Below are 13,287 nucleotides of genomic sequence, written 5' to 3' on the forward strand. Positions count from 1 at the left end.
GCGGCTTACGCCGCCGAGAGTGCCATCGGCATATCGAGTGCTGCGGGCACCGGCAGGGTCGCCGCATGCGGGATTGCCGCGGACCGCTCCTCGTCGCGCAGCATATAGCCGCGGCCCCAGACGGTTCCGATCAGATGACCGGCGCCGGCAATCTGCAGCTTCTTGCGCAGCTTGCAGATGAAAACGTCGATGATCTTCATTTCCGGCTCATCCATGCCGCCATACAGGTGGTTCAGGAACGCATCCTTCGTCAGCACCATGCCCTTGCGCAGAACCAGCAGCTCAAGGATTGCATACTCCTTGCCGGTGAGATGGATCGGCCGGCCATCGACCGAAACCTCCCGACTGTCGAGGTTGAGCTGCAGACCGCCAACGCGCAGGGTCGGCTCGCTATAGCCCTTGCTGCGGCGCAGGATCGCCTGCATGCGTGCGACCAGCTCGGCGTGATCGAACGGCTTGGTGATGAAGTCGTCAGCACCCACGGCGAATGCCTTGACCTTCGCCTGCGGGCGGCACAAAGCCGAGAGCATGATCACCGGGGTCGATAGGCGGGCGGCGCGCATGCGGCGCACGACCTCGTAACCCTCGATATCCGGCAGCATGAGATCAAGCAGGATCAGGTCGTAATCATAACGGCGGACCATCTCCAGGGCTTCCTGGCCCATGTCCGTATGATCGACCGTAAAGCCGGCGTTCTTGAGGATGAGGGATATTCCCCGGGCAGCCGTAACGTCGTCCTCGACGAGAAGCACACGCATTGTAACCACCATAGATTTTGCTGAGACATTGTTACCACCTCTGATTGTGGTTTGTCGATAATTTTTCTGAAAAGTTGTGTCCTAAAAATTATACACACGTTTCGTTAGCAATTTGGGCGTGTAATGCCGGGAGGCGATCCTGCTTTTGAAACAAGGACTCTCCCTTGGCTGCATCTGCAACACTCTGCGACCGTCTCGAAAAGCTGCGCTCGGCTCTCGCGGACGTTCCGGCATGCGTGTTTCATGGACAAGTCTCAGGTGTGAGCGGTCTTGCCGTTGAAATCTCCGGGCTTGACCGGCACGTCTCTGTGGGCGATCGCCTCGTCCTGCGTGGGCGTGACGACCAAGCAGTGCCTGCCGAGATCACCGGATTCCGTAATAACGTGGCGAGTGCAATGACCTACGGGCCGTTGGACGGCATTGGTCCGGGCGGCAGCGCCACCTTCGGAGTCGGCGCCGCGACCCAGCCCGGCCGGCTGGCGCCCACAAACTCCTGGCTCGGCCGCGTCATCGATCCGCTGGGGCGTCCGCTCGACGGCAAGGGACGGCTCGCGGTCGGTCCAGTGTCCCGGCCGGTGCGCGCGGGACCGCCGGAAGCCACCTTGCGGGCGCGTCTCGGGCCGCGGATCGATCTCGGCGTGACCGTGATGAATCTGTTCACTACCTGCCGGACCGGGCAGCGGCTCGGTCTGTTTGCGGGCTCGGGCGTGGGCAAGTCGACCCTGCTGTCGATGCTGGCCCGGCATACGAAATGCGACGTCACGGTGATCTCGCTGGTCGGCGAGCGCGGCCGTGAGGTGCGCGAGTTCATCGAGGACGATCTCGGCGCCGAAGGGCTCGCGCGTTCCGTGGTGATTGTCGCCACCTCGGACACGCCGCCCTTGATGCGCCGCGAGGCCGCCTACTCGGCGATGACGGTGGCGGAGCATTTCCGCGACCAGGGCAAGTCGGTCCTGCTGCTGATGGATAGCGTGACCCGCTTCTGCCTGGCGTTACGCGAAATCGGGCTCTCCAGCGGTGAGCCGCCGGCGACACGCGGCTACCCACCGAGCGTGTTCGCGGAGTTGCCGCGGCTGCTCGAGCGTGCCGGCCCCGGCCCGATCCTCCCGGACGGCAATGCCGGGCATATCACCGCCCTGTTCACCGTCCTGGTCGAGGGTGACGACCATAATGAGCCGGTCGCGGACGCGGTGCGCGGCATCCTCGACGGACACGTCGTCATGGACCGCAAGATCGGCGAGGGGGGCCGCTACCCCGCCGTCGACGTGCTGCGATCGCTGTCGCGCTGCGTGCCGGCCTGCAACAATGCGAACGAAAACCTGCTGACGCGAAAGGCGCGCCAGGTCCTGGCATTGCACGCCGACATGGCGGACATGGTCCGTCTCGGCGCCTACCGCAGCGGCACCGATCCGGCGGTGGATGAGGCTGTCATGCTGGCGCCGCGCCTTGAAGCGCTGCTGCGCCAGGGCCGTGACGAGCAGGTCGGCTTCGAAGACGCCTTCGACCGGCTGGCACGTAGCCTCGATGTGACGGCGCCGCAATGAGCGCGGACGCGCTCGCCACCCTATTGCGCATCCGGCGCAACAGCCTTGACGATGCCCAGCGCGCCGTCGCGGACGCCATGCGCCGCCGCCAGGATATGCAGGAACGATCCGAGGCTGAGGAAGCGCGCTTTGCCGGGGAAGCCGCGGCCGCGCTGGACCTGGCCAGTGGCGACGAGGCCGTCGACGCCTTCGCACGCTGGCTACCGGTCGGACGCAAGGCGGTCGAAAAGGCGCGCGCCGACGAACACGAGGCCGCCGGCGAGTTGGACCGAGCCCGGGTTGTGCTCGGCCTGGCAAGAGCCGCCTACCGGTCGGTCGAACTGCTGATCGAGGAACGCGCGCGCGAGGCTAGACTGCTGCAGGACCGCAAAGCCCAGCAGGAAATGGACGAAATCGGGCGCAGGCGCGACGCGTGCTGAAGTGGCGGGCCATGGTGCTGCGTATGGATGAGCCGAGTGTGGTGGTTAGCGGAACGGCAGCTATGCTGATTTTCGGGCCGGGCGATGAGGAAGGTCGATCGAGGCCTTGTCACCGATAAATTCAGCCCACACACCACCCGGTCGCCAGATTTTCTCCATTATATCGCGAGCTTGCTTCTCGTTCATATTTAGGCAGTCCCTGCGATAGCGGTAGATGAATGCGGAAACGCGAGCGTTGACGATGCAATGGACATGCACTTTGTCATTGCCAATGCTTTCCATCGCCGCGCAGAACCTGGCAAAATCATCGTCAGTCGGAGCTTCGAATTCAACAGGGATATGAATATACTTCATTCCTAGATCTGCTACGCTGGCGGCCTCATCCGGCAGGGCGCGCTCGTGCGTATGACCTGCCCGACTTCTTCGGACCACGGTTAAGTGGAAAGACTGGCCCTCTGCTGCTGCCCTTGCCCCAGCCGGGGCGGTGATAGGACGGGCCGGGACGCGGAGGCCCCACATACCGCAGCGTCCCGGCCCGTCCTAACACGGGGCGCTGTCGTCGCCAGACCGGCCACAAATGCGGCCGGAGTTCGATAGCCAAGGCTCGAATGCGGTCGCACCTCGTTGTAGTGCCGGCGCCAGCTTTCGATCAAAACCCGAGCCTCGGCCCGCGAGCGGAACCACTCCATGTTCAGGCATTCGTCGCGGAACTTGCCATTGAAGCTCTCGCAGACGCCATTCTGCCACGGCTTGCCCGGATCGATCAGCGCTGTTCCGATCTTCTGCTTGCTGATCCACTTCATCAGCGCCTTCGAGACGAACTCCGGGCCGTTGTCCGACCTCAGAAACCGAGGTGCACCGCGCTCGCTCACCAGCCGCGACAACACCTCGATCACACGCGTCGACCGTAGCCGGGCGTCGACCGTGATCGCCAACGCTTCCTTGGTGAACTCGTCGGTCACCGTCAGACACTTGAGCTGCTGGCCGCTCGCGCAGCGATCGAACACGAAATCATACGACCACACCTCGTTCGCCGAACCAGGTGCCAGCGGCCGGGGTCGCGACGACGCAATCCGCTTGCCAGGCCCCTTGCGCGGCACCTGCAACCTGGCTGATCGCCACAGACGATGCGCGCGGCTGGCGCTCATCACCTCGCCCTCGCGGGCCAGGAACACGCGGATCCGGCGATAGCCATAGCGTGGATAGGTCGCCGATAGCGCCTTCATCTGCTTCACCACCCCCTCGTCCTTCACCGCCATGCGGCTCGTGTAGTCCAGCGCTGACCGCGCCACCGAGAACAGCGTGCAAGCCTGCCGCAGCGAGAGACCCCGCTCACGGCCATACGCCACCTGCCGGCGTCGAGCCTGCACGCTCACCAGTTTTTTTCCGCAACTTCCTTCATCACCTCGATCTCGAGATCGCGCTCGGCCACCAGCTTCTTCAGCCGGCCGTTCTCGACCTCGAGCTGGCGAAGGCGCCGGACACCCTCCGACTTCAGGTCTCCAAAACGCTTGCGCCAAGTGTAGATCGTCTGCTCGCTGACACCATGCCGCTTCGCGACATCCGACACCGCCTCCCGGTCCGACTCGCGGACAATCCCCACGACCTGCTCATCCGTAAATCTCGACTTGCGCATTGCCCCCTCCATCGAGGGGCCAGTCTGTCACATAATCCGTGGTCCGAAATTCCGGGAGCAGGCCACGTATGCAAAGCCAAATTGATGATATGCGTGATTCCAAGCATGTGGAGTTTGCCGAGCTGTTCCTCGTTCGGTTGACCAGATGTGGTCACTCGATCGTCGAGGCGAAGCCAGGCAAGGATGTCGGTTGGGTCAGACATAGGAAACCCCTGCATAATCGGGTGCTAACGCGAGCTATTTCCTCGCTTGAGTATACACGGCAGCAAAGCCGTTCGTTAGAAGTCCATAATGTCACAGCCAGTGACTTAGGGTGGCGGAGGGAGTGTCATAGCTGTATGATGCGATTCAAACAACTTAGCGCAAAACCGAAGCACCGTCCCCTAGTCCGTCCCCTTCTAAGACCGCGCGAGACAGCGTTCCGTGCAACACGGTCAATTATACAAGGGGAGATGTGCCGGCCTACTCCGTCCCGCCTGATGCTGCGCAGCAGCCACTACGTCTCGAATCGCCAAAGTGACCTCAACATACGGTCAGAACGCGACCAGAAGACGACCACCATACGATCAGATCGCGACCACGTGACGGTCAGTGTGCGACCAGAAGACGACCAGTAGTGGACACCTTCTGGAGCGCGGTATCTGATTCCATACCATTGCATCCTACGGATGCAGATTTGGGCACTGATCTACCGATCCGAAGATGCAAGGACGGTGCTAGGCCATGCCCACGCCATGCAAGATAATCGTCGCCCCGTCTGTCATGTGCAACACAGCGCTTCCGCCCTGATCGACCGCACTGGCAATTCCACCGCTCACATGATCGGTCCCGTGGCGATACCCGTACACGTTCAGCGTGCCGCCGTTCGCCGCGTAGGTGTCTGCACCGCCTGACCCGCCGTAGACCTGCGCAAGCCCGGCGCTAAAGATGCTGGCGACGCCAGTCCCGGTATCAACGATGGAGTTCGCTGAGAGCGTCACTGCATCTGTGCCTGAGCCGAGAAAGAAGTAGTTCGTCCCCACGCCGTTGCCGCCGGTCAGCGTCTCGTTGCCCTTTCCCGCGACGAAATAGTCGCCGCCGTTCGTGCCGCCGGTCAGGTGGTCGCCATTGCCGCCAGCGTCGAGCACGGTGCCCTGCCCCGAGTTGCTGCCCGTGATGACGTTGTCGCCGCCCATGCCGCCCTCAAACCATCCGCCGCCGGCCGCTGCGCTGATCGTGTCCGAGCCGGTGCTGCCGATCACGTCCGCGTAGCCGGTGCCGCCTTGGAAGTCCGTCCCGCCGGCCGTGAAAACGGTCTGGTTTTGCGCCGACCCGCCGATCGTGGAAGGCCCGGTCAAGACGAACGTGCCGCCGCCCGCATCCCATGTGAGACCCCCAGCGCCACCGAATACCGTCGTGGAGCCCGCATCACCAGTGACGCTTGTTGTGTTTCCGCCAAGTACCAACTCGCTGCCGCCGCCGTCCAGCGCGACGTTCAAGGTGCCGCCCTGTGCAGCGGCCGAGATCAGGATGTTGTGGTCGCCTTGGAGCGTAACCGTCTCGCCCTGGGACTGGGCCGTGACGATGTTTGCCGTGCCCTGCACCTCAAACTGGCGAGCCACGTCCGTAACCCGGTTGCTGCTGCCATAGACAGTCTCGATCGCGTTCGGATCGGCTGCAAAGGACCCGCCTGTCTGGACGCGGCCGAGCGCGTAAACGCTGCCAGACGGGTCTGAGAAGGTCTCCGAGTAGAGCAAATTGCCCGCGAGGTCCGTGACCGCCGCAGTCTCCTGCCCAACGCCGCTATAGCTGAACGTGTAGCCGTTGGTCGCCGTCGTCATCGTGCCGCCGGTCAGCAAGCCGGCCGCGTTCTCCTGGACCGTGACGCCCGTGACCTTGGTGTAGTCAATCCCGAGGAAGTTCTTTGATCCGACGTTCGCGTAGCTCTGCCAGTAGGTCGAAAGGAACGTCCCGCCGTCGATCGGGCTATTCCAGACGCTGCTTGCCAGAAAGCTCTTCGCCTGCCCTGGATCGCTGATCGTCTGGAGAAGCCGGAGTTCGTCGGTGTCCTTCTGGTAAGAGCCTGCCGGGTTGAACAGCGCGAGGCCGTTCGCCATCGTCGAAGGGACGGGGTTGCTGGCAAGCGTGCTGTCGATCTGCTTCTTGATCGCCGCTGAGTCGTAGCCGGACGTCCCCTCGCTGGCGAACTCGGTCATCGTCGCCTGCTCGACCGAGAAGTGCGAGAACAGCCCCTGATTGTAGAGCGGCGAGAGATTGGCGTCGAACCAGTGGCCGAGTTCGTATCCGATGGTGCTGGCGAACGCAGAGGCCGAGGTGACCGGGTCGTAGGATCCCGTCAGGCTACCGCCTGCGTAGGGGAGCTTCGTGTCGTCATAGGTGACTTCGTTCGAGATGTTCACCCTGTCCGAGTGGTAGAAGCTGTCCGCCGCCTCGCCGCTGTTCGTCTGGAGAGCCACGAGCGCTTGGCCGCCAGACTGATCCGGGGTGGCGTCGAGCGTCTGGATCTCAGTCACCAACGTTGGCGACCTGTTGATTTCATTGACAACGTCGGAGAGGAACGTCGGGTTGTCCGCGTCTAGCTGGGCAGCGACGCCGGAGAAGAATGGGTCATTTACGGTGATCGACATGCGGCGCTTCCCCTTGGTGTCGGCCTATTGGCCTGTTCCCTTGAGGATGCTCTAGCTTCTTTCTTCATGCTGCGAAATAAGGATTGGTCTAGTTTTGTGTACTGGGTCTCTCGTCTCCGGTCTGACACCCCCTTCCCCTCCCGCATCGCGCTTCGGTCCCCCTTTTGAGGGCCAGCAACGGCAAGACTGGCCCTTCTGATTAACGCATCAAAGGGATGCAATCGTCGTTTCGCCACGTCTCACTTCCGTTTCCGCCCGTTGAGCGTTTCGGTGCGGTTGGTGGCTTCAGTGGTTTTGCCAGACACAGGCATTCTACGAATGCAGGCTCTTGCACCCGTAGGGTGCCTTTGTCTGGCAAAACTCCCGAACGTCCTACAGAGGTAAAACTCGGGTCGACATGGCGACAAAGCCGCGACAATCTTACGCCCGGCCCGCGACAATCTCGCGACAAGTCCCGCGACAATTGGCGCGACGATGACGGGTCGTGCCCGCATGAAGAAGAAGCTTGAGATCAGCGCTCTGCTGCCGGTGACGACGAAGGCGGCGACGCGGTCCCCCCTCCCGCACCTCGGCGCGCCGCCGCCTCACCTGTGGACGTGTAAGAGTGTAGGCAGGAGTTCCAGATGCTTGAGAACGTCGACCAGCACGAGGCCACTATCGATCCCGATGGCCGCGTTACCATACCAAAGGCGCTGCTGGAGCGGTGGGGATGGGTGCCAGGAACAAAGCTGCTTGTCGAGGAGACCGACGACGGCGTGCTGGTGACGACGGGATAGGGCAGGGCTTCGAGGTAACATGCTCTCGCTGGATCTATGAAAGGGCCAAGTACTTGAGCGACTTAATAGAACAGGAAGAGCTTCCCGAGGGCTTCAGGCTGAAGCGGTCTGACGGTCAAATCTTTATGCTCCTCTACAAGCCCGGTGGTAGTGCCGTGCTGTATGCCGGCTCAGATCACACTCGCCCTCCTCTGATTGGGCTTGTTGAACTCAGCGTCGATATTTCAGACAAGCTAGCAGCCGCACGACCTCACGTGCTGGCCTATCCTGATCGGCCGAAGCCGTAGTCCGTCCTTCCGTTCTCTTTTTGTTCTTGCTACTCGGGGAGAATGCACCCGCCGCAGTTTCTCATGGCTCAAAAACTCTCCGACTGGCCTGAGTGCCGCCTGGAGCTGCACTGCCCATGCCGCGGCGTCGTTCTTTATCCGCTGCGGCTGATGGCGGAGCAGAGCGGGAACCGGACGTTCGACGCCGTGCTTGGAGGGCTCCGCTGCGGAGGTTGCGGCAAGAAGCCGGCGCCCGTGTTCCTGTGCGCTGGCGGCTCGCGGACGCACAACGGCGGAGCACCACCGGACTGGGCCATCGAGCTCGTGCCGGCGCCCCGCTAGTTCTGAAACGGGTTACCGCCAGCGACTGTCTGGCCGCCGAGGTCGCCGTAGCCCTTCACCGTCGAGCAAGTCCGGAAATCGTTCAGCGCCCGTGTGCTGCCGTTCAAAGAGACAGTGATGGGCTTGGCTTTGCCGACCAAGATCTTAGCAAACGGTGCCTTATCCATGGCGTCCAACAAGTCAGCGAGGTCGGTCGCTTGAACTTCACCTGCCAGTGTCGTGCCGGAAAGCGCGCTCATTGGAAACGTCTTAGTCTCAGAACCAATCTTGAACGTTACGTCGCCATGAACGTCGGCGCTCATGGACCATGCATCGTCCGTAATCCGGATTTCTAGTCCTTGCGGTGAAGCCCGGAAACCAAGAGTTGGAGGTGTCGCGCCAACACAGATCCTGTTTCCGGCCTCATCGGTCGAAATCACAGATACCCAGTGACCGCTAATCACGGAAATTATCGTGTTGGGATCGTCCGCTACGGCTTGGGCAGACCAAAGCAGCGATCCGAAAGCGAGAACCCAGGCACGCATATGACGCTCCCTTATGACGGAAGCGTAACAGGACCACATTAATGCGATACTCACGAGGGCGTGATGTCGAGGGTGGATTGTTGCAGGTTTGCTATGCCTTCGGCTCTATGATGCGAATGTCGAGCGAGAGCCGAAGGCGATCCGTGGTGACATTTGAGAGCCCGCTATGCGGGGTCCAGGGGTTCAGCATCAGCAGATCGCCCGGCTCGAAGTCGCTCCGCCGCCATCGGTCAGTGGGCAGTGTGGCAGGATCAATCCCCGCGTTGTGGTCCAGTCCAGGACGATGGAGGTTGCGCTTCTGCGCCATGCACTCGGCCAGAGCGATGCCGCCAACGTCCGCGTCGATCGGCGCAACGGGCACCCATAAGATGCGCACAGGGTAGGGCATGTAGGGGCCGTCTTGATGGACGCTGGACAGGCGGCACGCGGCATCATGCCTCGGCGCCACTGCCCGATAGTCCAGGCCGCCGCACCATTCGGCCGGCTTCCCGAGCAGCGATGCCAGAAGCGCGTTGACGGAAGGGTCGGCCGCGAAGTCCCGCCACGGTGCACCAGGTCCGACACTGTCGAGCGCGAAAGCGTCGACCGGCTTGCCGTTCCAAGAGACAAACCCATCCATGGCTGCGGCTGGATCGTCCAGGGCGCCGATCCGGGCGAGCTCGTCGACGTAGTGCTTGCGGAGGCGCGCTATGGCCCCGACGTCCAGGACGTTCCGGAAGAATAGATATCCGGCGTCCCGGAAGATACCGTCCAGAGCCTCCACATTCCCGATTAGGTGGTTGTGCGTCTGAAAGGCCGGCATCTCCTCGATGGAAGGCACTCGGCTGCCGGCAGGCGCGGCAGGGGCAACGGGCACTGCCAGCAGGGCAGGGGGGGCGCCCGCGGCGCCTGAAACCATGACGGTTGGGGGGTCCTTGGCTCGATCTTCGACCATCTTGCGAAGCTCGGCCTCGATCCGCCGCAGCACGGGTGCCCACTCACCTTGCAACGTCTGCCGATAAACTCGGACTGAGATGTAGAACGGCGACGTCTCCTGCCCCTCTCCGTAGCGCCAGTCTGAGTCATATCGATCCATCAGCAGCGTCGGCTTGCCCAACGCGCCGGCCAGATTTGCGACCGATGTGTCCACGCTCACGACCAGGTCAAGCGCCTCGATCAGGGCTGCCGTATCGCCGAAGTCGAGGAGATCGTCGCTCCAGTCGATGAGGTCGAAATCGGGCGGGGGGAGGACGCCTCCCTTCTGCAGGCTGACGAAGGCGATGCCGGGCAATTCCACGACCGGCCGTAGCAGCTCGGGGTCGACCGACCGCTTGGCGTCCATAGCTGCGAGAGCAGGATCGTGTGGCCGCCCGGCGCCCGCCCAGCACAAGCCGACACGCAGCCGGCAGCCGGGATCAGCAGCATCGAGCCGCCCTCTCCACGTCTCCACCTCAACCGCAGGGGCGGTGAGGTAGCCTTCCGGCCGGGGGATAGCCGTTACCACCGTTCCAAGCGCCAGCGGCAAGCCGAACGTCGGAACGTACATGTCGAAGGGCGGCGGCGGCACGTCGGTTGAGATCACGCGCACGGCTGGAAGCTGGCGCAGGAGCCGCACGAGCGATCGGTCGACTTGGAAGACAACACGCCATCCGCGTTCCGCTGCCTCCGGTGCCCATCGGGCCGCCAACAGCGTGTCGCCTAGCGCCAGCTCCGGATAGATCAGCAATGTCTGGCCCGGCTCCGGGGTCTCCCCTCGCCATTCGGGCACACCATCGTAGGTGCGGTAAGCGCCGAGCGCAGCCCCTTTCGTGCGGCGATGCCACGTGAACTCGTGCCATGCGTCGGTAAAAATCCCACGAGAGAGCAATGCCAGGCTCAGCCGGTAGTGCGCGGCGGCATTGTCTGGCCTAATCTCGATCGCCCTGCGATAGCTTGCTATCGCCTCGTCGTTCCTCCGTAGGTTCTGGAGGCAAGCGGCTAAGTTGACGTGAGCGTCGAAGTCATCGGGGCGGAGCTCAGCAGCCTTCGTGTGCCACTCAACAGCTTCCGCGATACGGCCAGTTTGAGCAATAACATTGCCCAACAGCACGTAAGCCATCGGCAATCGCGGCCGCAATGCGATCGCCCTGCGCGCCAATTCCTCGGCCTCTGGCTCGCGGTTCTTACACTTTCCGGCAAGCAACAGGCTGAGATTGAACAAACTGCTGTAGTCCGTCGACAAAGCGAGCGCGGCCCGATACTCGGCCTCCGCTTCGTCGATCCTGTCGAGAGCCGAAAGGACATGGCCCAGCGTCAAACGAGAGGTCGGTTCATTTGGAGCGACGCTCCGCGCTCTCTCGCTGAGCCCGAGAGCCTCGTCGAACTTCTCGGCACTTATCAGGACAGCCGCGAGACTGAGCGCCGCCGTGATAGAGTCCGGGGCGACGGTCAAAGCCTGACGGGCGTGAGCCTCGGCCTCGACATAATCCCTGGTGCAGCGTAGAGCCTCGGCAAGATTGACGAACCCCTCGACTGCATTCGGATCAAGCTCGATTGAGCGTCGTGCAGCTTCGGCGGCCTCGCCATAGCGCCCGAGTTCCCTCAAGGCCAGACTTCGATTGGCGTGATAGACAGCCGTGTCCGGCGCGCGTGCTATCGCTCGCTCGATGAGCGTGTGGCCTTCCTCTAACTCGCCTCGTCCGACATGGATTATGCCGAGAAGGTGGTTGGTGTCGGGATGCAGCGGCAGGCGGAGGAGCAGGTTGCGATACCCCAGCTCCGCCCTGTCGGTGTCGCCGGCTTGGTGTAGTGCAAGGCTGGCCTCGAAGATTCGCCAGAACTCTTGCGGCGTCGCGGGGATCGGGAAGGCATCGCTCATGGTGGTAGCGATCGACCCGAAGGGCGGCATTGCCCTGGCCCGTTCGCGGGACCGCGCACGGCGTTGCGCTCGGTTCTGCCTCATCTCAATGCGTGTGCTTCTACGTGTGGCTCAGTCATTGCGCGGCGTCGATCTTCTCGCGAATCTGTCCCGCACTCATGACCGCGAGGTCTTCGCGAGTGATTGAGAGTGCACCGCGAAGGAAGCAAGCCGCCTCATCCGTCAACCTGTGCCTGTCGCGTGAAACGCTTTCAGAGCGCTCCCGCTCCTCTCTCGATCGGACAACATGGACGGCGCTTCCCATATGTTGGAGCTTGCCGAACCGATGGGAGAACTCCGCGTGATATTCATGAAGGAGCTTCTTCATTATGCCGGAGCTCTTATGATACGCCTCCGCCTGTCGATAGAGTCGGTCGACCAGGTGGCGCCCCGAAAGAACTGCTGGCGGGTCTTTTAGCGGCGGTGTGTAAGGGATGCGGGCGTTCGGGTCTCCCCGAAATACTTCGATAGAAGCGCCGCGCTCGCGCAGGCTTTCGATCTCGGCTGGATCTTCGACCAACTGGCCCGCTACCCAGGAGTGGAGCACTCCCTCATCGTCGTAAAAGGCAAATGGCGCAACGAATTTGATCGCCACGGTCTTCGAGCGGGTCATCAGACGTATCCCGTCTTAAACAGCTTTTGGACTTCACCCCATTCACCGGCCGTCAGCTCAGTGGCTTTTCGGCCATTCATAAGCCCGCGTATCGCTTCCCAATTGGGCTCCGGCAAGCGTCTCTGGTCGAGCACGGAGACAGCGGCTCTGAACTCTTTATCGCTCATCTCTCGAACGCGCTTGCGCTGCTGTTCAAGCTCTGCCACGGCCTCTTCGTCTTTGGTCATTTGGAGTTCCTAATAGATATCAATCGCGAGTGCCACGGTGCCGGAGGCGGCAACGCACCAGGTGGCGCTTTCAGGAAAGTCACGTCTGAACTCTTCCGAGTGCCCCGGCGGTATCTCGTAGGAGCCAGCGGCGTTTGGTGCCGGATCGTGCCCGGCTCGCGTGCACCAAGCGGAAGTCCCGTCGCCGCTGCTGTTCACGATTCTGAACTCATGAAGCGCCGCAGCCTCGCTGGCGGTGCGCTCAATCGTAACCGGCCGTGGTTCCGTGGTTAAGGTCACGCCGTAGTGCTCGGCCGAGATCGGCGGTGGCGCCGCCGCTGAAACGGCCAAGGCTGCAAGCAACAGCGGGATTCTCGTGACCCGTTTCATGCTTGCCGCTCACGGGGAGACTTGCCCCAGGCCGGATCAAGGCCGAACGGCGCCAACAAGTGCTGGCGACTGCTGATCCAAGAATTCATGTCGGACAAAGCGACCCAAGAGGCAGCCCGAAAAATCCTGACGGTCGGCCCTTGTCCCTGATCGATCATCTCCCGGAAATCGCGGAAGGGAATGCCCGCCATCTCGGCAGCCTCATGCAGTCTCATCCGGCTGGCGGCGAAGAACTCGGCAACGTCCATGATCTCTGGAGCGGGTTTCGGTCCGGTGCTCATGGGCATCATCGTCCTAGTAGGCCAGCGCCG

Annotated in this window: 13 protein-coding genes; 3 read left to right on the forward strand and 10 right to left on the reverse strand. The window is 62.4% G+C overall.

Annotation, left to right across the window (positions count from 1 at the left end):
- Window positions 1–5 precede the first annotated feature (5 nt).
- Entirely contained in the window at window positions 6–758 is a 753-nt protein-coding gene (gene ctrA / locus ACQY4K_RS17455) for a response regulator transcription factor CtrA (RefSeq protein WP_428391468.1), read from the reverse strand.
- 203 nt (window positions 759–961) lie between these two features.
- Between ctrA and fliI the strand changes: the two genes are divergently transcribed.
- Complete coding sequence (fliI, locus tag ACQY4K_RS17460) at window positions 962–2,302, forward strand: flagellar protein export ATPase FliI (RefSeq protein ID WP_428396198.1); 1,341 nt, start codon at window positions 962–964, stop codon at window positions 2,300–2,302.
- Window positions 2,299–2,721, forward strand: a complete 423-nt coding sequence (locus tag ACQY4K_RS17465) for a flagellar FliJ family protein (RefSeq protein ID WP_428391469.1) — start codon at window positions 2,299–2,301, stop codon at window positions 2,719–2,721. The genes fliI and ACQY4K_RS17465 overlap by 4 nt, the downstream gene beginning before the upstream one ends.
- A gap of 60 nt (window positions 2,722–2,781) precedes the next feature.
- Here ACQY4K_RS17465 and ACQY4K_RS17470 read toward each other — a convergent pair whose 3' ends face one another.
- The 3 genes from ACQY4K_RS17470 to ACQY4K_RS17480 form a co-directional block, all read right to left on the reverse strand.
- Window positions 2,782–3,075 carry a hypothetical protein gene (locus ACQY4K_RS17470; RefSeq protein WP_428391470.1) on the reverse strand — a complete coding sequence of 98 codons (294 nt, stop codon included), beginning with the start codon at window positions 3,073–3,075 and terminating at the stop codon, window positions 2,782–2,784.
- Between the two features lie 80 nt (window positions 3,076–3,155).
- Window positions 3,156–4,357, reverse strand: a protein-coding gene (locus tag ACQY4K_RS17475; RefSeq protein WP_428391471.1) for an IS3 family transposase whose coding sequence is annotated in 2 segments (ribosomal slippage) — window positions 3,156–4,108 and window positions 4,108–4,357 — 1,203 coding nt in all. Because the reading frame shifts where the segments join, the coding sequence is not laid out codon by codon here.
- Window positions 4,358–5,073: 716 nt separating this feature from the next.
- The gene (locus tag ACQY4K_RS17480; protein WP_428391472.1) at window positions 5,074–6,984 is read right to left on the reverse strand and encodes a hypothetical protein; all 1,911 of its coding nucleotides are present in this window, start codon (window positions 6,982–6,984) and stop codon (window positions 5,074–5,076) included.
- 623 nt (window positions 6,985–7,607) lie between these two features.
- Between ACQY4K_RS17480 and ACQY4K_RS17485 the strand changes: the two genes are divergently transcribed.
- The gene (locus ACQY4K_RS17485) at window positions 7,608–7,760 is read left to right on the forward strand and encodes an AbrB/MazE/SpoVT family DNA-binding domain-containing protein (protein WP_428391473.1); all 153 of its coding nucleotides are present in this window, start codon (window positions 7,608–7,610) and stop codon (window positions 7,758–7,760) included.
- A gap of 604 nt (window positions 7,761–8,364) precedes the next feature.
- Here the strand turns inward: ACQY4K_RS17485 and ACQY4K_RS17490 are convergent.
- From ACQY4K_RS17490 to ACQY4K_RS17515, 6 genes are all read right to left on the reverse strand, one after another.
- Complete coding sequence (locus ACQY4K_RS17490; RefSeq protein ID WP_428391474.1) at window positions 8,365–8,892, reverse strand: hypothetical protein; 528 nt, start codon at window positions 8,890–8,892, stop codon at window positions 8,365–8,367.
- Between the two features lie 91 nt (window positions 8,893–8,983).
- A complete protein-coding gene (locus ACQY4K_RS17495) occupies window positions 8,984–11,728 on the reverse strand; it encodes a tetratricopeptide repeat protein (protein WP_428391475.1) in 2,745 nt (914 codons plus the stop codon).
- 115 nt (window positions 11,729–11,843) lie between these two features.
- Window positions 11,844–12,380, reverse strand: a complete 537-nt coding sequence (locus tag ACQY4K_RS17500; protein ID WP_428391476.1) for a hypothetical protein — start codon at window positions 12,378–12,380, stop codon at window positions 11,844–11,846.
- The gene (locus tag ACQY4K_RS17505; protein WP_428391477.1) at window positions 12,380–12,607 is read right to left on the reverse strand and encodes a hypothetical protein; all 228 of its coding nucleotides are present in this window, start codon (window positions 12,605–12,607) and stop codon (window positions 12,380–12,382) included. The genes ACQY4K_RS17500 and ACQY4K_RS17505 overlap by 1 nt, the downstream gene beginning before the upstream one ends.
- Before the next feature lie 9 nt (window positions 12,608–12,616).
- On the reverse strand, window positions 12,617–12,976 hold the full coding sequence (locus tag ACQY4K_RS17510; RefSeq protein ID WP_428391478.1) for a hypothetical protein: 360 nt from the start codon (window positions 12,974–12,976) through the stop codon (window positions 12,617–12,619).
- Entirely contained in the window at window positions 12,973–13,257 is a 285-nt protein-coding gene (locus tag ACQY4K_RS17515; protein WP_428391479.1) for a hypothetical protein, read from the reverse strand. The genes ACQY4K_RS17510 and ACQY4K_RS17515 overlap by 4 nt, the downstream gene beginning before the upstream one ends.
- Window positions 13,258–13,287: the final 30 nt, after the last annotated feature.

It is taken from the genome of Lichenicoccus sp. (assembly GCF_965276875.1).
In the GTDB taxonomy this organism is placed as follows: domain Bacteria; phylum Pseudomonadota; class Alphaproteobacteria; order Acetobacterales; family Acetobacteraceae; genus Lichenicoccus.